Source organism: Thalassovita taeanensis (assembly GCF_900110775.1).
GTDB classification, from domain to species: domain Bacteria; phylum Pseudomonadota; class Alphaproteobacteria; order Rhodobacterales; family Rhodobacteraceae; genus Litorimicrobium; species Litorimicrobium taeanense.
In genome coordinates this window covers 26,268-52,686 of sequence record NZ_FOEP01000005.1, presented here as the reverse complement: position 1 = coordinate 52,686, position 26,419 = coordinate 26,268, and the positions used below count along the sequence as shown (strand labels likewise).

Here is a 26,419-nt window from a genome sequence, read left to right as displayed (position 1 = left end):
CACCGCAGCCGGGGGCCACGATGGGGTTTGCATTCTGATCCGGCCGACCGGCCGGGGTCGCGCGCTTAGTTGCAGCGCGACGGATATTGCTGACAATAGGCGACGTTTGCCGCAGCCCCGACAAGCGCGCCTGTCGCGACGTTGCCGTCAAGCACTGCCGCCCCTGCCGCGCCTGATCCGGCGCCGAACAGCGCCTGCTCGCCAAAGGTGTCGCCACAGGCCGACAGGCCCGCACAGGCCGCCATTGCCAAAATCCAGATTTTCGTTTGCATTTTTCTGCGCCTTTTTGTTTGCCATCGCTCGATGACCAAACTCTGGGCCGCACAGAAAGTTCCGCCAAGTCTGAAATTTTACCGGGCGCAAATTCGGCAACCCTTTGCCGACGCAACGTTTTTTCAATGGGATACGCAAAAAAAGCGGGCGGTCGGCCAAGGGACAGGCCGATCCGCCCGACAGGGGAAGGGTAACGGTTCTGAACATCAGTTCCGGCGCGCTCATCTCGCGCCGCCACTACGAAATTCAGGCTGACGCAGTTCACCCGACCTGCCAAGCCGCACCTGCGCTCTGCACGGATTTGAGCCGCTTCCCGCTCAAGTTGACTGACAATGCGCAGGTTCATGCCGATCATCCCTCGAACACCTCGGGGAAAGACGCCTGCGCGATCGGCATGTTGATCACCAGCAACGCTTCATAGCTTTCAGCGTCGAACGGGTCTTCGACCGCGATCACCTCGCGCCCGAACAACCAGCTGAGCCGCCCGGCGTCCAGATTGCCACGCTCGAAGGGTTGATCGCCGAAATGCTCCCACAGCGCGCGCAGGAACATGGTGTCCGCGCGTTTGTCCACGGCCTTGCGGTCGCGAAACCGCTCTAGCCGCTTCAGCGGGGTTGCCCCCTTGGGATTGGGACGACGAATAGTGAATTGAAAATCAGAACCGGGCATCCGCCCAGGAAAACCGCGATGTTTCAGCATGCTGCACCTTTTGAATTAAGGTACATGCCGCGCATGACCTTCACGCCGACATATGCCGGACGTGAAAGCCAAAAGCCAGACTCAGCCAGTTGTGCCCTGAGCCTGATTGGCGTTCTGGTTTTCGTTCTGATTCTGGTTCTGATTTTCGTTCTGGTTTTGGTTTCCGGTCGATGTATCGACGGATGGCGCTGACACGTCTGCGGCAGGAGCGATGGCATCAGGCGCGGGGGCAACACCAGGCGCGGCAGCAAGCACGCAAGTGGCATCGTCCGTAAGCAGATAGCCTTCGGGGCAGACCAAGGCCTCGAGGCCAAATTTGTTGTACACGGGCTCGGGTACGACGACGGTCGGCTCAGGCGCGCAGGCAGACAGACCAGCGAGCAGAACGCCCCCGGCAAAGAGTTTGGACCCAACAGACATGACTTTCCCCTTATATTTTGTGCAGTTACCTGCCTAAAATAACATGGGAACGGGGAGCCGGATTTGATCTGGATTAATGTCCGAACAAATATCGCGCCGCCGGAAAAGACCGAACCAAGCGCGTCTTTCTGGGCCAGATCCGGGTCAGGCCCGAAGGCCTGCCCCGCTGTCGTAAGGCCGAAGCCCTGATTACTTGTACTTGCCGGTGTAAACCGGTTCGGACGAAATCGGCTCGGGCTCGACCACGACGAATTCTTCCTGGGCCTGTTGTGCACAGCCTGCGACGAAGGCAATGGCGCACACGGCCAGCATGCTCTTGATGCTGCTCGACATCTGCTTCTCCTGTTACTCTGAAACGACAAGCCAAGGCTGTTGCGCCCGACCCGCCCCTCACTAGAGGTTGTGGTGATCACATGATCACCCATGCCGAGCATATCCGAGAATCGCGCCGAAATATATTGTATCGCGGCAAGAGCCTGCGCCTGTGGCGGCAAAGCCTCAATTCCAGTCACGCATGAGGAACGTTCCGCAAGATATTGTGGTTGCATCAAAAACCCTCCCAGATACAGAGATCGTTTTCGACGCGGAACGCCTCAAAATACTGTGTCACATCGGGGTCGGTTGCCCCGAAATCCAACGCGGCCTGCGAAATCGAGATCACCACCTGTTGCACGGTATTACCCGACGCCGCCAACCGCGGCAGGGCGAATGCGGAACACAGATAGGGGAAATCCTGCTCGACCCGATCAAAGCCCAAGCTGGGTGACAGTTCGGGCGCCACGAAACGGAACCGCGCCCAAAGGCTGCCATCGGGCTGCGGCTCGACGAACTGCTCGATCAATGTCACATGAAGACCGGAGGGCACGGCGGGGGCCTCCTCTTGCCCCACTGCCGTGGCTGCACTGGCCCATAGGGCGCCTCCGAGTGCAGCGAAAACAATCCATACTTTAAACATAGCGCGCACCACCGCCCGCATAGCGCACCCAGCGGTCGCGATGCGCCGGATCCGCCAACAACGCCGCCAACCGGGCTTGGGTCGCGGCGCGCGGAAACCGCCCGTCAATCTGCCCCCCGGCGCGCACATGCAGAACGTCATCTGCCTGCTCGACCCGCACCATCGGGGAAAACCCGCGCAAATCCCGCAGCAAACGCCACATATCCTGCCGCACCTGCTGCGCCAGCCGCAACTTGCCACACAGCGGCAAGATCGCATCAGCGCTCAGGTCAAACCGCAGCCCCGGACGGCGCGCCACGATCACCACACGCTCCTGGCGCTGGATATGCCAGCGGTTCCGCCCCTTGGCGGTTCCTGTGCCGGATATCTCTCTTATGGCTCGCATGCGCCGCTTCTTCCTGACGTCCGATTGTCCCCGAAAGGGGCAGACCGCCAATGGCACCTGCCCCGCACCATTCGCTTACAGCGGAATGTTGTCGTGCTTTTTCCATGGGTTTTGCAGCTTTTTACCCCGCAACGAGGCAAACGCCCGGCTGACCCGGCGACGGGTCGAATGCGGCATGATCACCTCGTCGATGAAGCCACGCTCGGCCGCGACAAACGGATTGGCAAAGCGGTTCTCATAGTCCTTGGCGTGCTGCGCGATCTTTTCCGGATCGTTCAGGTCGGCGCGGTGGATGATCTCGGTCGCGCCCTTGGCGCCCATCACGGCGATCTCGGCCGTCGGCCAAGCATAGTTGAAATCGCCACGCAGATGCTTGGAGGCCATCACGTCATACGCCCCGCCATAGGCTTTGCGGGTGATCACCGTCACTTTGGGCACCGTCGCCTCGCCATAAGCGAACAACAGCTTCGCGCCATGCTTGATCACACCGCCAAATTCCTGCGACGTCCCCGGCAGAAAGCCCGGCACGTCAACCAGCGTCAGGATCGGAATTTCAAACGCATCGCAGAAGCGCACGAACCGTGCGGCCTTGCGACTGCTGTCGATGTCCAGACACCCGGCCAGAACCATTGGCTGGTTGGCAACCACGCCAACGGACTGCCCTTCCAGGCGGATAAAGCCGGTGATGATGTTCTTGGCGTAATCTTCCTGAATCTCGTAAAAATCCGCCTCGTCCGCGATCTTCAGGATCAGTTCCTTCATATCATAGGGCGTATTGGCGCTTTCGGGGATCAGCGTATCAAGGCTGGCCTCGACACGGCCCGGCTCGTCAAAGAACGGGCGGACGGGGGGCTTTTCGCGGTTGTTCAGCGGCAGGAAGTCGACCAGACGGCGGACCTCGGCCATCGCTTCGACATCGTTTTCAAACGCACCGTCAGCGACGCTGGATTTCTTGGTATGGGTGCTTGCCCCGCCCAACTCCTCTGCGGTCACGACCTCGTTCGTTACCGTTTTCACCACATCGGGCCCGGTCACGAACATGTAAGAGCTGTCTTTCACCATGAAGATGAAATCGGTCATCGCCGGGCTGTAAACCGCGCCGCCGGCACATGGCCCCATGATCACGCTGATCTGCGGCACCACACCCGAGGCCATGATATTGCGCTGAAACACCTCGGCATAGCCTGCCAGGCTGTCCACACCCTCTTGGATCCGCGCGCCGCCAGAATCGTTGAGGCCGATCACCGGCGCGCCATTCTGGATCGCCATATCCATGATCTTGCAGATCTTCTCGGCGTGTGTCGCGGACAACGACCCGCCGAACACCGTGAAATCCTGACTGAAGACATAGACCATGCGCCCGTTGATCGTGCCCCAACCGGTAACAACGCCGTCCCCTGCGGGCTTTTGCTCCTCCATACCGAAATCGGTGCAGCGATGCGCGACAAACATGTCAAACTCTTCGAAACTGCCCTCATCCAGCAACAGCTCGACCCGCTCGCGGGCGGTCAGCTTGCCCTTGGCGTGCTGGCTGGCAATACGCTTTTCACCGCCTCCAAGGCGGGCGGCATCGCGGCGGTCTTCCAGTTCCTGGAGGATATCTTTCATGGCGGTCCCCTTGTGTTTGCACTAGGTATAAAAGGAGATGCCGCCTCAGCAAAGGGAATTTGCGCAAATTTGCAAACTCTTGGCAATCGCCTTTCTGCTAATTGAAAAGCAGCAAAGTTCCGTTACGTCACCCACCTTCCCCAACATCTCCGAGTAGACATCCCCAGCACTGCGCCCTACCCATTTGTTCATGACAAGCAAGCCTTTGGTCCGGTATTTAGACAGGACCACCCCACCGCATATTTCAACGCTGATTTTACTGGCTGGCATGTCCGCCTTGGCGATGAATATCTTCCTGCCCTCGCTGCCCGGCATGGCGCTGTATTTTGACGTCGATTATGCCTTTATGCAGCTTTCGGTGGCGCTGTTTCTGTGCGTGAATGCGACCCTGCAAATCTTCGTCGGGCCGCTGTCAGACAAATATGGCCGCCGCCCGCTGGTGCTTTGGGGCATTGCGCTGTTCTGCGTGGCAACGCTTGGGTGCCTGCTGTCCACCAGTGGCCAGATGTTCATGATGTTTCGCATGATGCAGGCCGCAATCGCCGTGGCAATCGTGTTGTCACGCGCCGTGGTGCGCGACATGGTTCCGCAGGATCAGGCTGCCTCGATGATGGGGTATGTCACCATGGGCATGTCGCTGGTGCCAATGCTCGGCCCGGCCTTGGGCGGCTATCTTGACCTTTATTTTGGCTGGAAATCCAACTTTGTGCTGCTGCTGATTGCCGGTATCGTGCTCTTTGCCCTGTGCTGGCGCGACCTGGGCGAAACCGCCGCCAAAAGCAGCAACACAATTGGTCAGCAATTCCGTGAGTACCCCGAGCTTCTGAAAGCGCCGCGCTTCTGGGGATATTGCCTGGCGCTGGCGCTGTCCTCGGGTGCGTTCTTTGCCTATCTGGGCGGCGCGCCCTATGTCGGCACCCGGATCTTTGGACTTAGCCCCAACCATCTGGGCATCTATTTCGCCACGCCGGGCATCGGATATTTCATCGGTAACTTCATTTCAGGCAAGTTTTCAGCCCGGTTCGGGGTCAACCGCATGGTCACCTGGGGCACGGTCGTCGTCACCAGCGGGTTAGCGCTGGCGCTGATGCTCAGCTATGCCGGCATCCGCAACCCCGAGGTTTTCTTCGGCTCGATGGTCTTCGTTGGCCTTGGAAACGGCATCGCCATTCCCAACGCCACCGCCGGGATGCTGTCCGTTCGCCCGCATCTGGCCGGCACGGCATCGGGCCTTGGCGGCGCGATCATGATCGGCGGCGGCGCGGCGCTGTCCGCCCTTGCGGGGGCACTTTTGAAGCCCGGATCGACCGAATTCACGCTGCTGTGGATCATGCTGATCACGTCGGCCCTGTCGATTGTCATAATTTTGCTTGTCGTCCTGCGCCAGCGCCGCACCGGCATCTGACTCCTTGCAAGTCTGGCTTTGCAAACCTACGATCCACCAATCGCAAACTTGTAAACTCGGACCCCTAGACGCATGGCCACGCAGAAACTCTATGCCGGCGCAAAGCTGCGCGAAACCCGGCTGCGGCTGAGCCTGACGCAAAAGGAATTCGCCGCCAAACTCGGTGTATCGCTGCCCTATCTGAACCAGATGGAGAACAATAACCGCCCCGTCTCGACCACGGTGGTGCTGGCACTGGCGCAGGAGTTCGGCTTTGACGTGACCGAGCTTTCGACCGGCGACAGTGAACGGTTGGTCAGTGATATGCGCGAGGCGATGGCCGACCCGGTCTTTGCCGACAACATCCCGCCGCTGGCGGACCTGCGCCTGACCGCCTCGAATGCGCCCGCGCTGGCGCGCGCGTTTCTTGACCTGCACCGCGCCTATCGCCAGACCCACGAACGCCTTGCGTCGCTGGACGAAGCCCTTGGCCGCGAGGACAGCCGCACGCAACCCTCCCCCTGGGACGAGGTGCGCGATTTCTTCCACTATTGCGACAACTATATCGACGCGGTCGACCGCGCCGCCGAGTATTTTGCCGCCGGTGCCGGGCCTGACGGCATCCGCCCCCATGCCATCGCCACGCTGCAATCGGCGGGCATCACTGTGCTGTTTTCCGACAAGGCGCAAATGCGCCGCTTTGACAGTGCGACCGGCACGCTAACGCTGTCCTCGCGTGCGGCCCCGGAAACCCAAAGCTTCCAACTGCTGCTGCAAATCGCGCTTCTGAAGCAGAACAAGCTGCTGGAGGCCACGCTTGACCTTGCCCGTTTTCAATCGGACGAGGCCCGCGCCATCGCCAAGATCGGGCTGGCCAATTACTTCGCCGGGGCCGCGCTGATGCCCTATGCCACCTTCCTTGCGGCTGCGCAGGAAACCCGCCACGACCTCGAGCTGCTGGCTCACCGTTTCGGGGCCTCGATCGAACAGGCCGCGCACCGGCTTTCGACGCTGCAACGGCCCGGTGCCAAGGGCATTCCGTTCTTCTTTGTCCGCGTTGACCAGGCCGGCACCATCACCAAACGCCACTCGGCCACCCGGCTGCAATTCGCCCGATTCGGCGGCGCCTGCCCGCTGTGGAACGTGCACCGCGCGTTCGAAACACCGGGCAGTTTCCTGCGCCAGCTGGCCGAAACGCCGGACGGCGTGCGTTATATCAGCCTAGCCCGCGACGTGTCGAAATCCGGCGGCTCGTTCGGCGCCCCGGTCCGCCGTTTTGCGATTTCGCTGGGCTGCGAGGTGCGCCATGCGGCCGATCTGGTCTATGCCGATGACCTCGACCCGACCAACCCGCGCGCGTATGAACCCATCGGGATTTCGTGCCGCATCTGCGAGCGTACCGAGTGCCACCAACGTTCGGTCCCGCCGCTGGAACGCCGCCTGACCATCGACGCCAACGAGCGCGATGTCCTGCCTTATAAGGTCGGTTGAGCATGCGCCGTGTTTTCGTGATCCTCACGTTGATGACGCTTGGCTTTGTCGCGCTCTTCGGTCCGGTCGAGCGGATGGTCGTTTATCCCTTCAGTGCTACCCGCACCGCGCCTGAGGACGCGCGCCTGCGCGAGGTCAGCTTTGAAACCGGCGACGCCCGCCTGATCCTTTGGGTTGCCGATCCCGCGCCGGGCAAGCCGACGGTCCTGTATTTCCACGGCAATGCGGGTAATCTGAGCGACCGCGCCGGGCGATTTCGCCGCTTTCTGGATCGCGGCTATGGGTTGATCGCCCCTGCCTATCGCGGCTCGTCAGGCAGCAGCGGCAAGCCGTCTGAACAGGCAATAGCGACCGACATGGCCGCAGTTTACGCCGCCCGGTCGCAGCTGATCCCCGGCCTGACCGCGGACCATCTGGTGCTCTATGGCGAAAGCCTTGGTACCGGCGTCGCCATTGCTGTCGCCGTGTCCAGTCGGCTTGACCACCCCGCCGCCCTCCTGCTTGAGGCTCCATATACCTCGTTGCCCGATGTTGCTGCGAATGCCTATCCGCCGCTTGCGCCCTTGACCCGAAGGATGGCGAATCAGTGGAACAGCCTCGGCCGCGCCGGAGCCCTGAATTTACCGCTGCTGATTATCCACGGCGCCAAGGACACCTTGATTCCAATAGAACAAGGGCGACAGATCTACTCTGCCGCCCCCTCCTTGAAAAAACGTTTTCTGGCGATCGCAGACGCGGGTCATGCCGACCTCTGGCGCAGCGATACCCTGCCGGATTTCTGGCGCTTTATCGACCGTTACGCCGACAAATAGCCCCAGATCTGATCCTTCAGCACCGCGCGCCGCTTGCGCAGATCGGTCTCGGCCAATTGGTCCATCGGCTCGACGTTGGTCTCGGCCCGGTGCACCGCGCGGTTCACCTCGTGATAGTCTTCCGCCAGCTTGGCGAAATGCGCGTCGGCCTGTTTCAGATCGTGGATCTTCTCCTGATATTCAGGGAATTCCTCATGCAATTCATGGGGGGTATTGGACATCGCGCAGTCTCCTTCTTCTTGCGTCACCAAGACCTTAGAGATGCCGCCACGCCGCAGCTTTGACACGGATCAAACCGTGTGACGCAATCGCGCGCCTCAGTCCATCTGCGCGCCATATTCCAGAACAACCGGAACGATCACCTCTTCCTCATCCGACAAATGGCGATGCAAAAAGCCACGAAAGCCTTCCTGCACCTCCAGCAACTGCGCCGCGTGGTCGATCGCGCGCTGATTTGCCTGCAAGCCGCGCAGCACGTCGTTGGTGCTTTCCGCCAGCCGGTTCATATGAAAGTCCAGCGCGTGATGATCACGGTCCAACAGCTCGAACGCTTCAACCATGCGCGGGTCAAACCGTTGAAACTGCGGAAAGTAATGATCATCCTCGATCGTGTGATGCCCGTGCAGTTGATCGAGAAAAAAGCCGGTATAGCGCGACAGATCCGCGCCGTACCGGGGGGCTTTGCCATCCAGATGCGCCTGAGTATCCCCGATGATCCGGTCTATCACCTGACGGAACATCAGATGCCGATCCAGCCAGAACGCCGTCAGTTCATTGAAATTGCCATGCCCGCGCCAGATATCGCGCGGGTACTTCTCTGCCAGAACGCGCAGATGTTCGGGCAAGCCTTCGCGGCTTTCAAGCGGATATGTCTCTGTCATGGCGCCACTTTACAGCCCCCAGCCCATTCCGTCGCTGACAAAATCCGCACAGTGACTGTGCAGCGTTCGACCGTGATTGTGCCGCTATCGTGTCACCGTCGATCACCCGAATCCTAGCCACAGGCCCGCCAACAGACCCGTCGGTAAATCATAGGCGCAAAAGAGCACAAACCCTTAGCATCCCCGATACGTCAGCGCGTCGCCGCTGACGTTCAAGAGGGGCAGTCAAGGAAGGTTAACGCTGCGCCTCGCGCCAGCGCGGGCTGATCCAGGGTTCAGCATTCTCGGGCGCCAGCCCCTCATGCCCCAGCAGATGATCGCTTACTTTCTCGCCGACCATGATCGAGGGCGCATTCAGATTACCATTTGTAATCCTTGGGAAAATACTGCTGTCAGCCACGCGAAGCCCGTCGACCCCGATCACCCGCGCCTGCGCATCCACCACTGCCATCGCATCATCCGCACGCCCCATCCGGCATGTCCCGCACGGATGATAGGCGCTCTCGGCATGCTCGCGAATGAACCCGTCCAGTTCGTCATCGCTTTGCACATCCGCCCCCGGCTGAATTTCGCTTTTCACAAACGGCGCAAACGCCGCCTGCTCGAAAATCTCGCGCGTCAGCCGGATACAGCGCCGGAAATCGTCCCAATCGCTGGCCTCGCTCATGTAATTGAACCGGATCACCGGCGCGTCGCCCGGATCGGCGCTGCGCAGGCTCACAGTCCCGCGCGACTCGCTGCGCATTGGCCCGACATGCGCCTGAAATCCGTGCCCCTCGGCCGCCGCCTTGCCATCATAGCGCACAGCGATCGGCAGGAAATGATACTGAATATCGGGATACTCCACACCGGGTTTCGACCGAACGAACGCCGCACTTTCAAACTGGTTGCTCGCACCCAACCCGGTGCCGGTAAACAGCCATTGCGCCCCGATCAGCGCCTTCCCCCACAGGTTCCAGTATTTGAACAGGCTGACCGGCTGACTGGCCGCCATCTGGATATAGAGCTCCAGATGATCCTGCAAATTTGCCCCCACGCCGGGCCGATCCGCCACCAGATCAATTCCATGCTCGGCCAGATGCGCCGCAGGCCCGATCCCCGACAGCATCAACAACTTGGGCGAGTTCAACGAGGATGCCGCCAGCACCACCTCGCGCCGCGCCCGGATCACCTCGATCTTACCGCCGCGCTCGACCTCGACCCCCACGGCGCGGCCCTCTTTGATCACAACCCGCCGGGCAAAGGCCCGCACCAGCGTGCAATTCTTCCGCTTCAACGCGGGCCGCAGGTAAGCGTTGGCCGCCGACCAACGCCGCCCGCGCCAGACGGTCTGCTCCATCGGGCCAAAGCCTTCCTGCTTCTCGCCGTTGTAATCCCCGGTCAGCTCGTACCCCGCCTGGCTCCCCGCCTCGACAAAGGCCTGAAACAGTGGGTTGCGCCGGGGGCCACGCGTCACATGCAACGGACCGGACCGACCGCGCCACGCCGCATCGCCGCCATGGCCGCCGTCGTGCCAATGCTCCATCCGCTTGAAATACGGCAGCACATCGGCATAGCCCCAGCCCTCGGCGCCCATATCGCGCCAATGATCGAAATCGCGCGCATGGCCGCGCACGTAAACCATGCCGTTGATGCTGGACGAGCCGCCGATCACCTTGCCCCGCGGCGTCGCCAAACGCCGCCCGCCCAGATGCGGTTCGGGCTCGGACTGATAGCCCCAGTCATACAGCCCCATATTCATCGGATAGCTCAGCGCCGCCGGCATCTGAATGAACGGTCCCGCGTCCGAGCCGCCGTGCTCGATCACCAGCACGCTCACCCCGGCCTCGGCCAAGCGATACGCCATGGCGCAGCCCGCGCTGCCCGCACCGACAATCACATAATCCGCTTCCATCGTTTTTCCTTTTCGGCTTGACCAAACGGTCAGTCCCGCCGCTTCGGCGCGCCGGGGAGGGTGGGTGGGAGGCGTGCCGAAGCGGCGGCCTCATACTTGCAAAACAGCGCTCAGAACGGCGCTTCGACCGCGCCCATCCGTACAAAAACCGACTTCACCTGACTGTAATGCTCGATTGCCGCCTTGGAATTTTCACGCCCCACACCCGATTGCTTGACCCCGCCAAAGGGCATTTCCACCGGCGCATCGTTGTACGAGTTGATGAAGCATGTTCCCGCCTCGAACCCTGCCACCATCCGGTGTGCGCGCGCCAGATCGCGGGTAAACACCCCCGCCGCCAACCCAAACTCGGTCTCATTCGCCCGCGCCAGAACCTCGGCCTCGTCGTCGAAATCCAGCACGCACATCACCGGGCCGAAAATCTCTTCGCGGGCAATCACCATGTCGTCATGCACATCGGCAAAGACCGTGGGTTCCAGATAATACCCCTCGCCCGGCACGCGCTTGCCGCCACAGATCAGCCGCGCGCCCTCTTCCACACCCTTGGCGATATAGCGCTCAACAATCCCCAATTGGCCTTCGCTGACCATCGGACCAAAGTTCACCGTCTCGTCCATCGGATCGCCAATCACCGCGCCGCCCAGACGCTCGGCCAGACGCGCCAGAAAAGCCTCCTTGATGCCGCGCTGCACGAACACCCGCGTGCCGTTGCTGCAAACCTGCCCCGAGGAATAGAAGTTGCCCAGAATGGCCCCGCCCACCGCGTCGTCCAGATCGGCATCGTCGAAAATCACCAAGGGCGATTTGCCGCCCAGCTCCATCGTGACATGCTTCATGCCCGCGGCTGCTGCCGCATAGACCTTGCGCCCGGTCGGGACCGATCCGGTCAACGAAACCTTGTCCACCAGCGGATGCGTAACCAAGGCCGCGCCCACTTCGCCCATGCCCTGCACCACGTTGTACAGCCCCGCAGGCAAGCCCGCTTCGTGCAGGATCTCGGCCACTTTCAGCGCCGACAGCGGCGTGGTTTCCGACGGTTTGAAAATCATCGCGTTGCCGCACGCCAGCGCTGGTGCGCCTTTCCAGCATGCAATCTGCGTCGGATAATTCCACGCGCCAATGCCCACACAAACCCCCAACGCCTCGCGGATCGTATAGGCCCAGTTGCCATCCCCCAGCGGAATTTGCTCGCCGGTCAGGCTGCCCGCCAACCCACCGAAATATTCCAACGCATCCGCGCCGCTGCTGGCATCCGCCACCAGGGTTTCCTGCAAGGGCTTGCCGGTGTCATAGGTTTCCAACACCGACAGGTCATGGTTGCGGTCGCGGATCATATCCGCCGCCCGGCGCAAAATGCGCCCGCGCTCGGTGCCCGACATCGCTGCCCACGCGCCCTGCGCCGCACGCGCGCTGGTGATCGCCTGTTCGATCACCGCCGGGGTGGCGGCGTGAACACGCGCAATCACCGCGCCGGTGGCGGGATAGATCACATCAATCGGCGCCCCTGCGGTGTCTTCGACATAAGCGCCATTGATGAAATGGCTGGCGGTGGGTTGGGTTGGATAGGTCATGATTTGAGTATTTTTCTCAGAAAGAAACAGGAAGGGCTTAGTCGCCGCGCGGGAAACGTTGATTTTCTTCGACCGTATTAAGGTCCATATGGTTGCGCATGTAGCGTTCACTGGCTTTTTGCAGCGGCTGGTAGTCCCACGGGTAGTAGTCGCCATTGCGCAGCGCCTCGTAGACCACCCAGCGCCGGGCCTGACTGATCCGCACCTCGGCGTCAAAGCGCGCCAGATCCCAGCGCGCTTCGGACTTGGCCCGTAGCGACGCCAGCGTGCCCGCTTGCGCCGGATCACCCGCCAGATTGGTCAGTTCATGCGGATCGGCCTCGAGATCAAACAGCTGATCCGGGTCCAGCGCGCAGCGGTTATATTTCCAGCGGCCATACCGCAGCGACACCATCGGCGCATACGACGCCTCGGCCGCATATTCCATCGCCACCGGGCTGGTGCGTTCCTGCCCCTGCCCCAACGGTACAAGGCTTTCGCCCGTGGTCCAGGGCATGACCTCGTCCATGCTGACCCCGGCCAGATCACAGAGCGTCGGGCAGATGTCGATGTTGCTGACCGGCGCTGTGACCAGACCCGGTGCCATTTGCGGCGCACTGACCATGATCGGCACCCGCGCCGAGCCCTCGTAGAAGCACATCTTGTACCACAATCCCCGCTCGCCCAGCATATCGCCGTGATCGCTGACAAACAGGATCGTCGCCTCCTGCTGCGTTGCCTCCAACGCGGTCAGCACCTCGCCGATCTTGTCATCGAGATATGAAATATTCGCGAAATAGGCCCGCCGCGCCCGCTGCACCATCGCATCCGTCAGGTCGAACGAACGCCAGTCATTGGCGTCGAAAATCCGTTGCGAATGAGGGTCCTGCTCCTCGTAGGGGATCGGCCCGACCTCTGGCATCAGGTGGGCGCAGTCCTCGTACAGGTCCCAGTACTTCTGTCGCGCCACATAGGGGTCATGCGGATGGGTGAACGACACCGTCAGGCACCAAGGCCGCGCATCATGCCCGCGCGCCAGATCGTATACCTTGCGCGTTGCATTATATGCGACCTCGTCGTCATATTCCATCTGGTTGCTGATCTCGGCCACGCCCGCGCCGGTCACCGAGCCCATGTTATGATACCACCAATCGATCCGCTCGCCGGGTTTGCGGTAATCCGGCGTCCAGCCGAAATCAGCGGGGTAAATATCGGTGGTCAGCCGTTCCTCGAAGCCATGCATCTGATCCGGCCCGACGAAATGCATCTTGCCCGACAGGCAGGTTTGATACCCCGCCCGGCGCAAATGATGCGCATAGGTCGGCACGCTCGACGTAAATTCCGCCGCGTTGTCATACACCTGCGTGGCACTCGGCAGTTGACCCGACATGAAACTGGCCCGCCCGGGCGCGCACAGTGGGCTGGCGGTATAGCCATTGGCAAACCGCGTTGAACGTGCCGCCAGCTTGCGCAGATTGGGCACATGCAGCCAGTCAACCGGGCCATCGGGGAACAGCGTGCCATTCAGCTGATCCACCATGAAAATCAATATGTTCGGTCGGCTCATTCCATTCCCCTGTCAATCTCCAGCGCCAACCCGTCCAGAACCTGCGCCACCGCCGCTGTCCCGTCTGGCACGCCAAGCCCCAGCGTCTGCCGCAAATAGCCCCCGTCGATCATAGCCGCGATCCGGTCGGCCACCACCTCGGCCCGCGCGCCAACCAAGGGGCGCAACCCGTAACACAGGTTCGACCGCATCCGCGCCTGATAGACCGATAACAACCGCCGCGCTTCGTCCGAGACCTGCGCCAGCACGTAGAAATTCAACCAGGCCGCCACCACCTCGCGGCGGAAATTGGTGCTGCTGAAGCTGGCGCGTACAATCGCCTCGACCCGCGCCTGCGGACTGTCCGCCATCGCCAGCGCCCCGCGCACTTCGGCGGCGTAAACCGTCAACGTGTGGCGCATCGCCGCCAGAAAAATCTGTTCCTTGCCACCGAAGTAATGATGCGCCAGCGCGCTGGACATGCCCGCACGTTTCGCAATCTGGCTGACGGTCACGTCCAACGTGCCCGCCTCGCCGATTTCGGCAATTGTCGCTTTTACCAGCGCCGCGCGCCGTATAGGCTCCATTCCGAGCTTTGGCATTTACAAACTCCTTGCCAAGCCAAGCTAGTTGCCTTTTTATTGACTCGTCAATCAAGAAAAAACCGGGAGGTCCACAATGACCCTGAAAACGACACTGTCCGCGCTCGCCCTGCTTGCCGCGACCCCCGCCCTGGCCGCTGATTGTGGCAAAATCACTTTTTCCGATGTTGGCTGGACCGACATCACCGCCACCACTGCCGCCACCACCGTCGTTCTGGACGCGCTGGGATACGAGACCGACATCAAAGTGCTTTCCGTCCCGGTCACCTATACCTCGATGGCCGCTGGCGACATCGACGTATTCTTGGGCAACTGGATGCCCACGATGGAGGCCGACATCGCCCCCTACCGCGAGGCCAAAACCGTCGATACCGTCCGTGCAAACCTGTACGGCGCCAAATACACATTGGCCGTCAACAAGGCAGCAGCCGATCTGGGGATCTCTGATTTCTCCGATATCGCCGCGCATACAGACCTGCTTGAAGGCAAGATTTACGGCATCGAGGCCGGCAATGACGGCAACCGCCTGATCATGGATATGATCGCCGCCGACGCCTTCGGCCTGGCCGGGTTCGAGGTCGTCGAAAGCTCGGAACAGGGCATGCTGGCCCAGGTTACCCGCGCCGACCGCAAAGGCGAGCCGATCGTCTTCCTCGGCTGGGAACCGCACCCGATGAACGCCAACTTCGACATGTCCTACCTGACCGGAGGCGACGACTATTTCGGCCCCGATCTGGGCGGTGCCACGATCTATACCAACACCCGCGCGGGATATGTCGCCGAATGCCCGAACGTGGGCAAACTGCTGTCGAACCTCGAATTCACCCTCGCGCTGGAAAACGAAGTCATGGGCGCGATCCTGAATGACGGCACCGACCCTGACAAAGCCGCCAGTGCCTGGCTCAAGGCCCACCCTGACACTTTGTCTGGCTGGCTTGACGGCGTGACGACCAAAGACGGCGGCGACGCCATGGCCGCCACCAAAGCCGCCCTAGGCCTCTGACCCCACCGCTCTCCACGCGGTACCTCCCCCCGGATCGGGGGGAGGACAGGTGGGGGGCTGCTGCGCAGTGCCAGGGCCGCGCCCTGACCGATGGATCACACACCGCCATGACGCTCACCTTTCTTGCTCTGTTCTTGCCCGCCTGCTTCGTGCTTAACGCGGCGCCCGGCCCGAACAACCTGCTGGCCTTTTCCAATGCCTCGCGGCTGGGCGTCTGGCCCGCGCTGATCGGCGGCACCGGCCGCCTGCCCGCCTTTGCCACGATGATCGCGCTGGTGGCCCTTGGCCTCGGCGCGCTTCTGGCCGCGTCCGAGACCGCCTTCTCCCTCGTCAAATACGCCGGAGCCGCCTATCTCGCGTATGTCGGCCTGAAACTCTGGCGCGCGCCCGCGCCGACCGGCGATGCCCCCGTCGTGACCGACAACCGTATGGGAACGCTTATCAAACACGACTTCCTGATCGCGGTCGGCAACCCCAAAGCCATTGCCATCTTCACCGCCTTCTTCCCGCAATTTGTCGATTTCACCGCCCCGGTCGGGCCACAGTTCGCCACCCTTGGCGCGCTGTTTCTGGCGCTCGAACTGCTGGCGATGGCGCTTTACGCAGGCCTCGGTCGCGCGATGGCCTCGGTGCTTACGCCGCTGCGGCTGCACCGGCTGAACAAGGGCGTTGGCGGATTTCTAATTTTTTCCGGCCTTGCCATGGCCCTTAACCCAAGGCACTGACAAACTTATGAACTGGCTCACCGAGACCAAAATCCCCGTCGGCAAACTCGCCGCCCGTATCTTTGACTGGCTGCAATCCAACGGCGCGTGGTTCTTCGATGGCCTCTCGGATGCGCTTGAGGCGATGATCGAGGCGATCCTGTGGGTCCTGCAATCGCCACCGCCGCTGCTGATCATCGCGATCTTCGCCGCCTTCACCTATGCGCTGCACCGCAGTTGGAAACCCGCCGCGCTGGTGGTCTTCGGCTTCCTCTTCATCCTGAATCAGGGCTATTGGGAGGAAACGACCGAATCCCTCACCCTCGTGCTGTCGGCCTGCGTCGTGTGCATGGGGCTGGGCGTGCCGATCGGCATCGCCATGGCCCACCGCCCACGGCTCTATAGCTGGGCGCGCCCGGTGCTGGACCTGATGCAAACCCTGCCGACGTTTGTATACCTGATCCCCGCCATTGTGTTCTTCGGCATCGGCATGGTGCCCGGCCTGATCGCCACGGTGATCTTCGTGCTGCCTGCGCCGATCCGCCTGACCCACCTTGGCGTCACCTCCACCCCCGAACCGTTGCTGGAAGCCGCTCAGGCCTTCGGCGCCACGCCCCGCCAAACCCTGACTAAGGTCGAGCTGCCCTATGCCCTGCCGCAGATCATGACCGGCCTGAACCAGACCATCATGCTGTCGCTGTCGATGGTCGTGATCGCCGCCCTTGTCGGTGCCGACGGGCTGGGCGTGCCGGTCGTGCGCGCCCTCAATCAGGTGAATACCGCGCTCGGCTTTGAATCCGGCTTCGTCATCGTCGTGCTGGCGATCCTGCTGGACCGTATGCTCAGGATAGACCGCAAATGACCACCGCCGTTTCCTTCAACAACGTCTCGATCGTCTTTGGCGACGAACCGCAACAGGCCCTGCCGCTGATGGACGAAGGCCAAAGCCGCGCCGACATCCAGAACTCCACCGGGCAGGTGCTGGGCGTGCACGATTGCTCGCTCGACGTCGAGGCGGGCGAGATCCTTGTGCTGATGGGCCTCTCGGGCTCGGGCAAATCCACCCTGCTGCGTGCGGTGAATGCCCTGAACCCCGTGGTCCGCGGCCATGTCGAGGTCGCCACCGCGAGCGGCCTGATCGATGTTACCCATGCCGACGCCAAAACCCTGCGCGATATCCGGCAAAACAACGTCGCCATGGTGTTTCAGCAATTCGGCCTGCTGCCATGGCGCAGCGTGCGCGAAAACGTCTGGCTGGGGCTGGAACTGGCTGGCGTGCCCAAACCCGAACGCGCCGCGCGCACCGACGAACAACTGGCCCTCGTCGGCCTGTCCGACTGGGCCGACCGCAAGGTTTCCGACCTCTCTGGCGGCATGCAGCAGCGTGTCGGCCTTGCCCGCGCCTTCGCCACCAACGCCCCGATCCTGCTGATGGACGAGCCGTTTTCCGCCCTTGATCCGCTGATCCGCAGCAAGCTGCAAGACGAGTTGCTGGACCTTCAGACCAAGCTGCACCGCACCATCATCTTCGTGTCGCATGATCTGGACGAAGCCTTTAAACTTGGCAACCGCATCGCGATAATGGAGGGCGGCCGGATCGTGCAATGCGGCACCCCGCAGGATATCTTCACCAATCCCGCCACCGATTATGTCGCCGAATTCGTCAACCATATGAACCCCTTGGGCGTGCTCTGCGCCCGCGACGTGATGACCCCGGCCACAGGAACCCCCATTGCCACCGTCGCGCCTGACGCCACAATCCGCGCCGTCATGGAAGCGGCTCAGGGCAATGACGCGCCTGTGGCAGTAATTGATCGGGGCAAAACTCTGGGCCACATCACCCGCAACAGCATCCTCGCCAAACTGCTCGACCCGCGCAGCTCCTGACTGAGACGTTCAGCGGCTGAGAATGCTCGCCGGGGGACTCCGCACAACCCCCAGCCCGCGCTTTGCTGGCGGTACATTTTGAGTATTTTCATCAGAAAGAAACAGGGCGCGAGGCCCGCCTCAGACCTTGGTGGCGACCGCAGGCGGGGTTCGCATCCGACGCTTTGTCATGGCTTCGCGCCAGGTAATGAAACTGACCGAACCAAGGATCACAGCGCCGCCAAGCACCACCCAGATGTCCACACTTTCGCCAAAGACCACAGCGCCAAGTGTAACCGCCCAGACCAGTTGCACAAAGGTGACCGGCTGCGTAACTGTCAACGGGGCGGCGGCAAAGGCGATTGTCATTGCGTAATGCCCCGCCGTCGCAACACAGGCCACACAGAACAGCACGCCCAGCACATGCCAGCTTGGCGTTACCCAGACCGCCGCCGCCATCGGGGCCAGCCCGATGGTCACGAAAACCGACAGCATGCCGACCACAACCAATGGGCTTGTCTCGTCGCTCATCAGCTTGGCCATCAGGTAGGACATGCCAAATACAGGCGCCGCGATCAGCATGGCAACATGCCCCGGTCCGACCTCGCGGAACCCCGGTCGCAGGATGATCACCGCGCCGATCAGCGCCACCGCCACCGCCAGAATGCGCCGCAACGCCAGCTTTTCCCCCAGAAACACTGCCGCCCCCAAGGTGACATAGATCGGAGAGAGGTAATTCAGCGCTGTCAGCTCGGCGATCGGCATACGTGCCATCCCATAGAACCACAGCGCCACACCCACTGCATGCAGTGCACCACGCAGGGCAAACATCCCCCATTGCCGCCGTGTCAGATTGGCCTTCACGATGGTCCTCAGCATTGGCACGACGAAAATCAGCCCCATCGCATAGCGTAGGAACGCCGCCTCGGGCGCCGGAATTCCCAGCCCCAGGGACTTCACCAATGCGGTGACACAGACAAAAAGCAGGCCCGACAGCAACATCCACAAGATGCCGGCAACCGGGCGCGAAGAAAGGGAGGTGCTCATGGCAGCATAAATTCACGAACCGGGCGGCTCTGCAAGAGGGGGCTTAGAAAACCAGCCCCGCCGCGATGACCCACATCACCGCACCGACGAACATATCCAGCGCCCGCCACGCCCCCGGCCGCGCGAACACCGGCACCAACAGCCGCGCGCCATATCCCAGCGTGAAGAAGAACACGAAGCTGGCGCTCATCGCCCCCAACGCAAACCCCAGCGCGTCATACTGTGCCGACACCGATCCGAGCAGCACCACAGTATCCAGATAGACATGCGGATTGGCCCAAGTTAGCGCCAGACACGTCAGCAATGCCGCCTTCAGGCTACCGCCGCGCCCCTTGCTCGCCTCCAGCGCCTCGTCCCCGCGCCAAGCCGACCAGAACGCCCGCGCGCCATACACCAGCAGAAACACCGCTCCACCCCAGCGCATCACCGGTTCCAGCCAGGGCAGCGCCTGCACCAGCCCGCCGAACCCGGCCACCCCGGCGGCGATCAGCGCCGCATCGCTCAGGGCGCAAGTCAGGCAGATGGCAAAGACATGCGCCCGCAAAATCCCCTGCCGCAGCACAAAAGCATTCTGCGCCCCGATTGCGATGATCAGCGATAGCCCAAGCCCAAATCCTGCAAATACCGCTTCCATCGTATGCTCCTGTGTTGTGCGGGCTTTGACTATGGCTGGGGTGTGCATTAAGCAAATTAAACTATCAGCCAAGTCATTAGGGATTCTTATGCTCGACTATACCCATCTCGAAACCCTTGCCGCCGTCCTGCGCAGCGGCAGTTTTGAGGTTGCCGCCGCGCAGCTTGGCCTGACACAATCCGCCGTGTCGCAGCGAATCCGCCATCTGGAAGAGCGGATCGGTACAGCCCTCGTCAACCGCGCGCAGCCTTGTACCGGCACTGCGGCGGGCCTGCGCCTGGCCCACCATGCCGAGGATGTCGCCCTACTCGAATCGCGCCTGACCGACACGCTGCCCCGCCCCGCCGCGCGGTTGCGCATGGCGCTGAACGCCGACAGTCTGGCCACTTGGGTTCTGCCCGCGCTCGCGCCGCACCGCGATCTTCTGTTCGACCTAGTGCTGGATGATCAGGACCATTCCGCCGACTGGCTGAAACGCGGCGAGGTCAGCGGCGCCATCACCGGCACCGCGCAGCCGCCACAAGGCTGCAACAGCGTGGCGCTTGGCGCGTTGCGCTATGTCGCCACCGCCAGCCCGGCGTTTCTTGCGCGGCACTTTGCCCATGGCGTCACGCCACAGGCGCTGGCGCAAGCGCCAATGCTGACCTTCAACCGCAAGGACCGGCTGCAACTCAACTGGCTCCACACGCGTTTCGGCCCCATGCCAATGCCGCCCACGCACTTGCTGCCCTCTACACAAGGTTTTGCCGAGGCCGCGCTGCTTGGCCTTGGCTGGGGCATGAACCCCGAACCGCTGGTCCGTCCGCATCTGGCGCGCGGCACCTTGGTGCCGCTCTGCCCGCAGGCCACACTTGACACGCCACTCTTCTGGCAGACCAGCCGCATGATGGCCCCGGCACTGGCCCCTGTTACCCGCTCGATCCGCGACGCCGCTGCCACCGCCCTTATCGCGCCTGAACAATCGACATGAGGAAATAGGCCCAAGGCCTTGCAAAACAGTAAATAAATCCAAAAATCTAATGCCACGGCGAAATTGTCATCGTCCATCACCCGCTGGCGGAAACAGCCACAGCCGGACGGCTTATTGAAAAAACGCAAAATAGTCTTAAAAAGACAATATATAACGATTAATTCGCAACCGCAGCCCGCCAAAAAAGACTATTCAGACAACCCTCGCGCCCAAATCAGAACTGTCCCAGCCCACCAATCAGCACCCAACGACAAAAAAAAGACGCCCAAACGGGCGTCTTTCAAATCAACCGAAACCAGAAGGCTCAGAGCTGTTCCATAACCTCGTCGGATGCCTCGAAGTTGGTGGTCACGCTTTGCACGTCATCATCATCTTCCAACGCATCCACCAGCTTCATCAGCTTCTGCATGCCTTCCAGATCCATCTCGGTCGTCGTGGTCGGGCGCCACACCAGCTTGGTCGAGTCCGACTCGCCCAGCTCGGCTTCAAGCGCCGTCGCCACCTCGTTCAGGTCGGTAAACGCGCACCAAATCACATGGCCCTCATCGGTGCTTTCGACGTCCTCGGCACCGGCTTCGATCGCAGCCATCATCACCGTATCCGCATCGCCCACCGTCGCCGGATAAGTGACCTCGCCCTTGCGATCAAACATGAACCCGACCGATCCGGTCTCGCCCAGATTTCCGCCGTTCTTGGTAAACGTAGACCGCACGTTCGACGCCGTGCGATTGCGATTGTCGGTCATCGCTTCGACAATCACCGCCACACCGTTGGGGCCATACCCCTCATAGCGGATCTCTTCATAGTCGTCGCCCTCGCCCTGCACAGACTTCTTGATCGCGCGATCAATTACGTCCTTCGGGCAAGAGGCCGACTTGGCTTCCTTCACCGCCAGCCGCAGTCGGGGGTTCTTTTCGGGGTCCGGATCGCCCATCTTAGCGGCGACGGTGATTTCCTTCGACAGCTTGGAAAAGAGCTTGGCACGCACTGCGTCCTGCCGCCCTTTGCGGTGCTGAATATTTGCCCATTTTGAGTGGCCGGCCATGGGTGCCTCCCTCTTCGTTAATTTGCGTCGCGCCTCTATATGTCACCAGCCCTACGGGCCGCAAGGCGCAACCAACCGCCCGCGCGCTGCTATAGCGGCCAGATGATCGGGATCAGCACCGAGGCCAGAACCCCCATGCTGAGGTTCAGCGGAATGCCCACCCGCAGGAAATCGGTAAACTTGTACCCGCCCGGACCGTAAACCAGCATGTTGGTCTGATACCCGATCGGCGTGGCAAAGCTGCACGAAGCCGCAACCATCACCGCCACAACCAAGGGCCGCGGATCCACCCCCATCGCATCGCCCAACCCGATGGCGATCGGCGTGACCACCACCGCCACCGCGTTGTTCGAAACCATCTCGGTCAAAACGCTGGTCAGCAGATAGATCGCCCAGACAATCAGCACAGGCGGCAAATTCGACAGGAATGGCGCCACCGCATCCACCACCAGCGCCACCGCGCCAGTGTGATCCAATGCCGCGCCGATCGCCAACATCGCAAAGATCAGAGCCAGCAAGCGGCCATCGACAAAGGAAAACGCCTCGTCCGAATCGATACAGCGGGTCAGCAGAACCACACCCACCGACAGCGTTGCCACCAACAAGATCGGCGCCACGCCCAGTCCGGCCAAAACCACCACCGCCAACAGCGCCGCAATCGCCACGGGCGCATGGCCTCGGCGAAACGCCCGCGCCGAGGGTTGCGAAACATCCACCATGTCCATCTCACTTGCCAGTCGCTGAATGTCGCCCGGCGCCCCCTCCAGCAACAGCGTGTCACCGACCCGCACCACCAGTTCTTCCAACTGACGGCCGATATTCTGGTTCCGCCGATGCACCGCCAGCGGATACACCCCAAACCGCCGCCGCAACCGCATTGATCCAAGGCTCCGCCCAACCATCTTGCAACCCGGCGTGATCAGCACCTCCACGGTCGAGGTCTCGACCGCCGAAACCTGATCCACCCGTTTCAGGCTTTTGTCGCGCTGCAGGCTCAACAGCTCAGTCATTTGCGTGCGCAGAACCACCCGGTCGCCGACCTGAAGCGTCACATCCTTCAGATCGCGCCGCAACGACTGATCCCCCCGGATCACGTCGATCAATCGCACACCCTCGCGCTTGAACAGCTGAACCCCAAGAACCTCACGCCCGATCAGGTTGCTTTCGGGTGGAATCACCGCCTCGGTGAAAAACTTCATCCGGCTCTTGTCCGACAGCATGTTCGCCATGCTGTCTCGCTCCGGCAGCAACCGCTTGCCAAAAACCGCGAGGTACACCATCCCCCAAGCCACCAGCGCCAGCGCCAGCGGCGTTACCTCGAAGATCGAAAACCCTTCCATTCCCTGCGCCCGCGCCACCCCATCGACCAATAGGTTGGTCGAGGTCCCGATCAGCGTCAGCGTCCCGCCCACGATTGCGGCATAGCTCAGCGGGATCAGCAGCTTGCTGGCGGAAACGCCCATCGTGCGCGACAGCTGCACAAACACCGGCAGCATCACCACCACCACCGGCGTGTTGTTCATGATCGCCGAGGCGAGCACCACGAACACCAGCAACAGCACGATCGCCAACTTCGGATTGCTCCGCGCCTGCCGGTCCGCCAGCCCCGTGAACGCATCCAGCGCGCCCGTGCGTACCAGCGCCCCCATCACGATGAACATCGTCGCAATGGTCCATGGCGCCGGGTTCGCCAGAACCTCCAGTGCCGCAGCATAGGGCAACAGCCCCAGCACCAATAGCACCGCAACCCCGCCGATGGCCACGACCTCGGTCGGGTAGGTCTCTTTGACAAATAGAATAAACATGCCCAAAACAACCAACAGCGCCAATACCGCCTGGCTGGTCTGAGACAATTCAATCAGCCCCATGATGTCCGTCCATAGTGTTCAAGTCGAAGCAGTGTCGCTCAGCCCGCCCGCTTCAACAAGCGCTTCTTTGCGTCGCGGCTGCACTAGGAAAACCCCCGCCAGCATCACCGCCATCGCCGCCCAGAAATACGTCGAATAGGCCTCGCCCAACAGCACCATCGCCCAGAAAATCCCAAACCCCGTCACCACATAGCCAATCTGCGCCGCATAAACCGACCCGGCCCGCCCCACCAACCAGACATAGCCGGCATACACCAACGCATGGATCACCGAAGCCGCCAGCAACGCAACATCCGCAGCACCATAAGGCGGCAGCGGGCTGATCCACTCCCCGCTCAAAACCACCAGCGGCCCCACCAGGATCACCCCCAGCAATGAGGCGCCAAACAGGATCTGCACCGAATCCAACCCACCCAGATCCCAACGCGCCACCAGGTTCCCCTCCAGCGCATAGGACAGCGGTGCAATCATCGCCAAAGGCACGAAAATCAGCATCGCCGCCTGCGGCAGGTCCGTGCCCGGCAACACCAGCAAACTCACTCCCACCAAGCCCAGGCACAGCCCCAACAGCTTGACCCAACTGAACCGGTCATTGCCCATGGCCAAGGCGATCGGAAAGGAAAACAACACCCCAAGCGAGGCCAGAACCGACAAAATCCCCGACGGCAAGTGCACTGCAGCCCGGTAATTCGCCATATCCGGCAGGACCGTGCCCACAATCGCCACCACCAGATAAATCCGCAGCGACGCCCGGCCCCACGGCAACCCGCGCCCGCGCCACAGGCAAATCCCGCCCAAAAGCAGCACCGCGATCACCAATTGCCAGAAAATCAATCCAAACGGCTGATACCCGCTACTGACCGCGATCTTGGCCAAAGGCCAGGTGATCCCCCAGCCCGCCCCCAGCAGCAGCAAAATGCCAAGCAACAAGGCGCGGTCAGCCGACATTACACGCCAGCCTGCTCCAGCCGACCACCCTGACGGATCATCCGAATGGTCACCGCCTTGCCGGTGCGATCGTCAGTTTCGACAAACACCCCCGACAACGTCGCCTCGCCCAGCGCGGGCGCAAACCGCCCTTTGGCCATACCGGTCACAAACCGCCGCATCGGCTCGGTCTTCTCCATGCCGATCACGCTGTTGTAATCACCGCACATCCCGGCATCGGACAAAAATCCGGTGCCGCCCGGCAAAATCTGCGCATCCGCCGTTGGCACATGGGTATGCGTGCCCACCACCAGACTGGCCTTGCCATCGCAATAATGCCCCATGCCCATCTTTTCGCTGGTGGCTTCGCAATGCATATCCACCATCACCGCCTGCACCGCGCCCCCCAAAGGATGCGCCCGCAACACGGCATCAATCGCCGAAAACGGATCGTCAAACGCCCGCTTCATGAACACATTGCCCAAAACCTGCGCCACCAAAACCTTGCGCCCGCGCCCGTCCTGAAACACCCGGTGCCCACGCCCCGGCGCACCCTTGGCAAAGTTCAGCGGCCGCAATATTCGCGGCTCGCCCTCGATGAATTGCAACATGTCCTTCTGGTCGAACGCATGATCGCCCAGCGTCACACAATCAGCCCCCGCCGCAAGCAAACCCTTGGCATGCTCCCCGCTCAACCCGGCGCCGTTGCTAGCGTTTTCGCCATTTACCACAACGAAGTCCAGCCGCCACTCGGCCTTGAGCCGTGGCAGATTTTCCTCAACCGCGTGCCGACCGGCACGCCCCATCACATCGCCCAGAAATAGAAGTCTCATATCCCCTGCCTAGGCCCCGCGCCGCGCACAGGCAAGAGCCAACATGTCCCACCCGCCCACGTAACCCCATGGCACCACGGCCAAACCCCTTCACATTTTCCAAATATCCCCGCCGAAAGCAGCGCTCACCCCGTCGCCACCACATACTCCGCCACATAGCCAACCGGAAACGCCACCGAACGCGCGATGAAGCATACCTCGTGAATTCGTTCGTGAATCGCCTCAGCTGCCGCCACATCACTGCCCGGCGCCAACGTGATCCGCGGCCGCAGCGTCGCGCTCACAAACCGCCCCGCCCCGGATGGCGCAACCTCGCCCTCGCCCCGCGGATCATCCTCATAGGCCAGAACCACAACCCCCGCCACGCTGGCATAATGCAGATACCATAACATGTGACAGGCCGAGAGCGCGGCCAGCAACATGTCCTCGGGGTTGTGCAGCCCCGGATCGCCACCCAACAGCGGATCGTTCGAGCAATGGATCACCGGCTTGCCCGGCGTCGCCACATCCCACGTCCGGTCGTAGGCGCGATACCCCGTTGTGCCCTGCCCCCGATTTCCCGTCCAACGCACCCGCGCCGTATAGCCATGTTCCTTTACCATCGCGCCTTTTCCAACATTGTCTGCAAACAAATGAACGCCTTTCAGGTGAACAGGTTTGGCCCTTCGGTCAGATTGGGGCGCGACCTGTTCGCGGGCGAAATGCTCCACTGAAACGCTTCTTGTTCGAGTTATCTACCAAAAGAAGGGCAACGCCAATTGGGTACCGTCCATAGGCTCAGGACCCTTTGATTGATTTGAGCGGAGTTCTTTCCATTAATCACAATGGGGCGCGTTGGCGTGATGCCATCTCCCCCTCAAGACACTCTACCATCGCTGGGAGCGCCCCTCTCGGCAGCACGCTTTGCGTGCGCCTGTCGGTCGATGGCAACGGCATGGGGGGTATTTGCTCGGGCTATGACGCGGCTGGCTGCGCAGAGCCGACCCGGCGCAAAATCGCTATTGGCTGACAGGGAATATGAC

Annotated in this window: 28 protein-coding genes; 8 read left to right on the top strand and 20 right to left on the bottom strand. The window is 61.7% G+C overall.

Going from position 1 to position 26,419, the window contains the following annotated elements; genetic code table 11:
* Window positions 1–65 precede the first annotated feature (65 nt).
* The 7 genes from BSF79_RS08730 to BSF79_RS08705 all read right to left on the bottom strand — a co-directional run bounded on the left by BSF79_RS08730 (window position 66) and on the right by BSF79_RS08705 (window position 4,340).
* Window positions 66–272: a hypothetical protein gene (locus BSF79_RS08730; RefSeq protein ID WP_090269520.1), complete on the bottom strand. Its 207-nt coding sequence runs from the start codon at window positions 270–272 to the stop codon at window positions 66–68.
* 352 nt (window positions 273–624) lie between these two features.
* On the bottom strand, window positions 625–972 hold the full coding sequence (locus BSF79_RS08725; RefSeq protein ID WP_090269519.1) for a hypothetical protein: 348 nt from the start codon (window positions 970–972) through the stop codon (window positions 625–627).
* Between the two features lie 81 nt (window positions 973–1,053).
* Complete coding sequence (locus BSF79_RS08720; RefSeq protein WP_090269518.1) at window positions 1,054–1,392, bottom strand: hypothetical protein; 339 nt, start codon at window positions 1,390–1,392, stop codon at window positions 1,054–1,056.
* 189 nt (window positions 1,393–1,581) lie between these two features.
* On the bottom strand, window positions 1,582–1,725 hold the full coding sequence (locus BSF79_RS19745) for a hypothetical protein (RefSeq protein ID WP_175545291.1): 144 nt from the start codon (window positions 1,723–1,725) through the stop codon (window positions 1,582–1,584).
* A 214-nt stretch (window positions 1,726–1,939) separates the two neighbouring features.
* Window positions 1,940–2,347: a DUF6497 family protein gene (locus BSF79_RS08715; protein ID WP_281248634.1), complete on the bottom strand. Its 408-nt coding sequence runs from the start codon at window positions 2,345–2,347 to the stop codon at window positions 1,940–1,942.
* Window positions 2,340–2,732, bottom strand: coding sequence for a hypothetical protein (locus BSF79_RS08710; protein ID WP_245776358.1), 393 nt, complete (start codon window positions 2,730–2,732; stop codon window positions 2,340–2,342). The genes BSF79_RS08715 and BSF79_RS08710 overlap by 8 nt, the downstream gene beginning before the upstream one ends.
* 75 nt (window positions 2,733–2,807) lie before the next feature.
* Complete coding sequence (locus BSF79_RS08705) at window positions 2,808–4,340, bottom strand: acyl-CoA carboxylase subunit beta (RefSeq protein ID WP_090269516.1); 1,533 nt, start codon at window positions 4,338–4,340, stop codon at window positions 2,808–2,810.
* A gap of 190 nt (window positions 4,341–4,530) precedes the next feature.
* On the opposite strand from BSF79_RS08705, the gene BSF79_RS08700 reads away from it, so the two are divergent.
* The 3 genes from BSF79_RS08700 to BSF79_RS08690 all read left to right on the top strand — a co-directional run bounded on the left by BSF79_RS08700 (window position 4,531) and on the right by BSF79_RS08690 (window position 8,027).
* The gene (locus tag BSF79_RS08700; protein WP_090269515.1) at window positions 4,531–5,745 is read left to right on the top strand and encodes a multidrug effflux MFS transporter; all 1,215 of its coding nucleotides are present in this window, start codon (window positions 4,531–4,533) and stop codon (window positions 5,743–5,745) included.
* Window positions 5,746–5,817: 72 nt separating this feature from the next.
* The gene (locus BSF79_RS08695; protein ID WP_090269514.1) at window positions 5,818–7,215 is read left to right on the top strand and encodes a helix-turn-helix domain-containing protein; all 1,398 of its coding nucleotides are present in this window, start codon (window positions 5,818–5,820) and stop codon (window positions 7,213–7,215) included.
* 2 nt (window positions 7,216–7,217) lie between these two features.
* Entirely contained in the window at window positions 7,218–8,027 is an 810-nt protein-coding gene (locus tag BSF79_RS08690; protein ID WP_090269513.1) for an alpha/beta hydrolase, read from the top strand.
* On the opposite strand, the gene BSF79_RS08685 is transcribed toward BSF79_RS08690, so the two are convergent.
* From BSF79_RS08685 to betI, 6 genes are all read right to left on the bottom strand, one after another.
* Window positions 8,012–8,248 carry an HP1242/YdcH family protein gene (locus BSF79_RS08685; protein WP_090269512.1) on the bottom strand — a complete coding sequence of 79 codons (237 nt, stop codon included), beginning with the start codon at window positions 8,246–8,248 and terminating at the stop codon, window positions 8,012–8,014. The two genes, BSF79_RS08690 and BSF79_RS08685, sit on opposite strands and share 16 nt — an antisense overlap.
* 96 nt (window positions 8,249–8,344) lie before the next feature.
* The gene (locus BSF79_RS08680) at window positions 8,345–8,908 is read right to left on the bottom strand and encodes a hemerythrin domain-containing protein (protein WP_090269511.1); all 564 of its coding nucleotides are present in this window, start codon (window positions 8,906–8,908) and stop codon (window positions 8,345–8,347) included.
* A 235-nt stretch (window positions 8,909–9,143) separates the two neighbouring features.
* Entirely contained in the window at window positions 9,144–10,802 is a 1,659-nt protein-coding gene (betA, locus tag BSF79_RS08675) for a choline dehydrogenase (protein WP_090269510.1), read from the bottom strand.
* A gap of 110 nt (window positions 10,803–10,912) precedes the next feature.
* Entirely contained in the window at window positions 10,913–12,373 is a 1,461-nt protein-coding gene (gene betB / locus BSF79_RS08670) for a betaine-aldehyde dehydrogenase (protein ID WP_090269509.1), read from the bottom strand.
* A 37-nt stretch (window positions 12,374–12,410) separates the two neighbouring features.
* On the bottom strand, window positions 12,411–13,919 hold the full coding sequence (gene betC, locus BSF79_RS08665) for a choline-sulfatase (RefSeq protein WP_090269508.1): 1,509 nt from the start codon (window positions 13,917–13,919) through the stop codon (window positions 12,411–12,413).
* Entirely contained in the window at window positions 13,916–14,500 is a 585-nt protein-coding gene (gene betI / locus BSF79_RS08660; protein ID WP_090269507.1) for a choline-binding transcriptional repressor BetI, read from the bottom strand. The genes betC and betI overlap by 4 nt, the downstream gene beginning before the upstream one ends.
* Window positions 14,501–14,576: 76 nt before the next feature.
* Here betI and BSF79_RS08655 point away from each other — a divergent pair, with 76 nt between their 5' ends.
* From BSF79_RS08655 to choV, 4 genes are all read left to right on the top strand, one after another.
* Window positions 14,577–15,503 carry a choline ABC transporter substrate-binding protein gene (locus tag BSF79_RS08655; protein ID WP_090269506.1) on the top strand — a complete coding sequence of 309 codons (927 nt, stop codon included), beginning with the start codon at window positions 14,577–14,579 and terminating at the stop codon, window positions 15,501–15,503.
* Between the two features lie 107 nt (window positions 15,504–15,610).
* The gene (locus tag BSF79_RS08650) at window positions 15,611–16,228 is read left to right on the top strand and encodes a LysE family translocator (RefSeq protein ID WP_090269505.1); all 618 of its coding nucleotides are present in this window, start codon (window positions 15,611–15,613) and stop codon (window positions 16,226–16,228) included.
* Window positions 16,229–16,235: 7 nt separating this feature from the next.
* Window positions 16,236–17,069, top strand: coding sequence for a choline ABC transporter permease subunit (gene choW, locus BSF79_RS08645; RefSeq protein WP_090269504.1), 834 nt, complete (start codon window positions 16,236–16,238; stop codon window positions 17,067–17,069).
* Window positions 17,066–18,094 (top strand): choline ABC transporter ATP-binding protein, encoded by a 1,029-nt coding sequence (gene choV, locus BSF79_RS08640; RefSeq protein WP_090269503.1) that lies wholly within the window; start codon window positions 17,066–17,068, stop codon window positions 18,092–18,094. The genes choW and choV overlap by 4 nt, the downstream gene beginning before the upstream one ends.
* Window positions 18,095–18,214: 120 nt before the next feature.
* On the opposite strand, the gene BSF79_RS08635 is transcribed toward choV, so the two are convergent.
* Entirely contained in the window at window positions 18,215–19,120 is a 906-nt protein-coding gene (locus BSF79_RS08635; RefSeq protein ID WP_090269502.1) for a DMT family transporter, read from the bottom strand.
* A gap of 43 nt (window positions 19,121–19,163) precedes the next feature.
* Window positions 19,164–19,754, bottom strand: a complete 591-nt coding sequence (locus BSF79_RS08630) for a LysE/ArgO family amino acid transporter (RefSeq protein ID WP_090269692.1) — start codon at window positions 19,752–19,754, stop codon at window positions 19,164–19,166.
* 88 nt (window positions 19,755–19,842) lie between these two features.
* Between BSF79_RS08630 and BSF79_RS08625 the strand changes: the two genes are divergently transcribed.
* The gene (locus tag BSF79_RS08625) at window positions 19,843–20,724 is read left to right on the top strand and encodes a LysR family transcriptional regulator ArgP (protein ID WP_090269501.1); all 882 of its coding nucleotides are present in this window, start codon (window positions 19,843–19,845) and stop codon (window positions 20,722–20,724) included.
* Between the two features lie 304 nt (window positions 20,725–21,028).
* Here the strand turns inward: BSF79_RS08625 and BSF79_RS08620 are convergent, their stop codons facing one another.
* From BSF79_RS08620 to BSF79_RS08600, 5 genes are all read right to left on the bottom strand, one after another.
* Window positions 21,029–21,769, bottom strand: a complete 741-nt coding sequence (locus BSF79_RS08620; protein WP_090269500.1) for a YebC/PmpR family DNA-binding transcriptional regulator — start codon at window positions 21,767–21,769, stop codon at window positions 21,029–21,031.
* Between the two features lie 89 nt (window positions 21,770–21,858).
* Complete coding sequence (locus BSF79_RS08615) at window positions 21,859–23,637, bottom strand: SLC13 family permease (protein WP_090269499.1); 1,779 nt, start codon at window positions 23,635–23,637, stop codon at window positions 21,859–21,861.
* Window positions 23,638–23,655: 18 nt separating this feature from the next.
* Window positions 23,656–24,585 carry a DMT family transporter gene (locus tag BSF79_RS08610; RefSeq protein ID WP_090269498.1) on the bottom strand — a complete coding sequence of 310 codons (930 nt, stop codon included), beginning with the start codon at window positions 24,583–24,585 and terminating at the stop codon, window positions 23,656–23,658.
* A complete protein-coding gene (locus BSF79_RS08605) occupies window positions 24,585–25,397 on the bottom strand; it encodes a TIGR00282 family metallophosphoesterase (RefSeq protein WP_090269497.1) in 813 nt (270 codons plus the stop codon). Before BSF79_RS08605 ends, BSF79_RS08610 begins: the two co-directional genes overlap by 1 nt.
* Before the next feature lie 125 nt (window positions 25,398–25,522).
* On the bottom strand, window positions 25,523–25,999 hold the full coding sequence (locus BSF79_RS08600; protein ID WP_090269691.1) for an OsmC family protein: 477 nt from the start codon (window positions 25,997–25,999) through the stop codon (window positions 25,523–25,525).
* Between the last annotated feature and the right edge of the window lie 420 nt (window positions 26,000–26,419).

What these genes read in the sequence shown, in the direction of transcription:
- BSF79_RS08730 (WP_090269520.1), bottom strand. Translation starts at nt 272, where the DNA reads ATGCAAACGAAAATCTGGATTTTGGCAATGGCGGCCTGTGCGGGCCTG.
- BSF79_RS08725 (WP_090269519.1), bottom strand. Translation starts at nt 972, where the DNA reads ATGCTGAAACATCGCGGTTTTCCTGGGCGGATGCCCGGTTCTGATTTT.
- BSF79_RS08720 (WP_090269518.1), bottom strand. Translation starts at nt 1,392, where the DNA reads ATGTCTGTTGGGTCCAAACTCTTTGCCGGGGGCGTTCTGCTCGCTGGT.
- BSF79_RS19745 (WP_175545291.1), bottom strand. Translation starts at nt 1,725, where the DNA reads ATGTCGAGCAGCATCAAGAGCATGCTGGCCGTGTGCGCCATTGCCTTC.
- BSF79_RS08715 (WP_281248634.1), bottom strand. Translation starts at nt 2,347, where the DNA reads ATGTTTAAAGTATGGATTGTTTTCGCTGCACTCGGAGGCGCCCTATGG.
- BSF79_RS08710 (WP_245776358.1), bottom strand. Translation starts at nt 2,732, where the DNA reads ATGCGAGCCATAAGAGAGATATCCGGCACAGGAACCGCCAAGGGGCGG.
- BSF79_RS08705 (WP_090269516.1), bottom strand. Translation starts at nt 4,340, where the DNA reads ATGAAAGATATCCTCCAGGAACTGGAAGACCGCCGCGATGCCGCCCGC.
- BSF79_RS08700 (WP_090269515.1), top strand. Translation starts at nt 4,531, where the DNA reads ATGACAAGCAAGCCTTTGGTCCGGTATTTAGACAGGACCACCCCACCG.
- BSF79_RS08695 (WP_090269514.1), top strand. Translation starts at nt 5,818, where the DNA reads ATGGCCACGCAGAAACTCTATGCCGGCGCAAAGCTGCGCGAAACCCGG.
- BSF79_RS08690 (WP_090269513.1), top strand. Translation starts at nt 7,218, where the DNA reads ATGCGCCGTGTTTTCGTGATCCTCACGTTGATGACGCTTGGCTTTGTC.
- BSF79_RS08685 (WP_090269512.1), bottom strand. Translation starts at nt 8,248, where the DNA reads ATGTCCAATACCCCCCATGAATTGCATGAGGAATTCCCTGAATATCAG.
- BSF79_RS08680 (WP_090269511.1), bottom strand. Translation starts at nt 8,908, where the DNA reads ATGACAGAGACATATCCGCTTGAAAGCCGCGAAGGCTTGCCCGAACAT.
- betA (WP_090269510.1), bottom strand. Translation starts at nt 10,802, where the DNA reads ATGGAAGCGGATTATGTGATTGTCGGTGCGGGCAGCGCGGGCTGCGCC.
- betB (WP_090269509.1), bottom strand. Translation starts at nt 12,373, where the DNA reads ATGACCTATCCAACCCAACCCACCGCCAGCCATTTCATCAATGGCGCT.
- betC (WP_090269508.1), bottom strand. Translation starts at nt 13,919, where the DNA reads ATGAGCCGACCGAACATATTGATTTTCATGGTGGATCAGCTGAATGGC.
- betI (WP_090269507.1), bottom strand. Translation starts at nt 14,500, where the DNA reads ATGCCAAAGCTCGGAATGGAGCCTATACGGCGCGCGGCGCTGGTAAAA.
- BSF79_RS08655 (WP_090269506.1), top strand. Translation starts at nt 14,577, where the DNA reads ATGACCCTGAAAACGACACTGTCCGCGCTCGCCCTGCTTGCCGCGACC.
- BSF79_RS08650 (WP_090269505.1), top strand. Translation starts at nt 15,611, where the DNA reads ATGACGCTCACCTTTCTTGCTCTGTTCTTGCCCGCCTGCTTCGTGCTT.
- choW (WP_090269504.1), top strand. Translation starts at nt 16,236, where the DNA reads ATGAACTGGCTCACCGAGACCAAAATCCCCGTCGGCAAACTCGCCGCC.
- choV (WP_090269503.1), top strand. Translation starts at nt 17,066, where the DNA reads ATGACCACCGCCGTTTCCTTCAACAACGTCTCGATCGTCTTTGGCGAC.
- BSF79_RS08635 (WP_090269502.1), bottom strand. Translation starts at nt 19,120, where the DNA reads ATGAGCACCTCCCTTTCTTCGCGCCCGGTTGCCGGCATCTTGTGGATG.
- BSF79_RS08630 (WP_090269692.1), bottom strand. Translation starts at nt 19,754, where the DNA reads ATGGAAGCGGTATTTGCAGGATTTGGGCTTGGGCTATCGCTGATCATC.
- BSF79_RS08625 (WP_090269501.1), top strand. Translation starts at nt 19,843, where the DNA reads ATGCTCGACTATACCCATCTCGAAACCCTTGCCGCCGTCCTGCGCAGC.
- BSF79_RS08620 (WP_090269500.1), bottom strand. Translation starts at nt 21,769, where the DNA reads ATGGCCGGCCACTCAAAATGGGCAAATATTCAGCACCGCAAAGGGCGG.
- BSF79_RS08615 (WP_090269499.1), bottom strand. Translation starts at nt 23,637, where the DNA reads ATGGGGCTGATTGAATTGTCTCAGACCAGCCAGGCGGTATTGGCGCTG.
- BSF79_RS08610 (WP_090269498.1), bottom strand. Translation starts at nt 24,585, where the DNA reads ATGTCGGCTGACCGCGCCTTGTTGCTTGGCATTTTGCTGCTGCTGGGG.
- BSF79_RS08605 (WP_090269497.1), bottom strand. Translation starts at nt 25,397, where the DNA reads ATGAGACTTCTATTTCTGGGCGATGTGATGGGGCGTGCCGGTCGGCAC.
- BSF79_RS08600 (WP_090269691.1), bottom strand. Translation starts at nt 25,999, where the DNA reads ATGGTAAAGGAACATGGCTATACGGCGCGGGTGCGTTGGACGGGAAAT.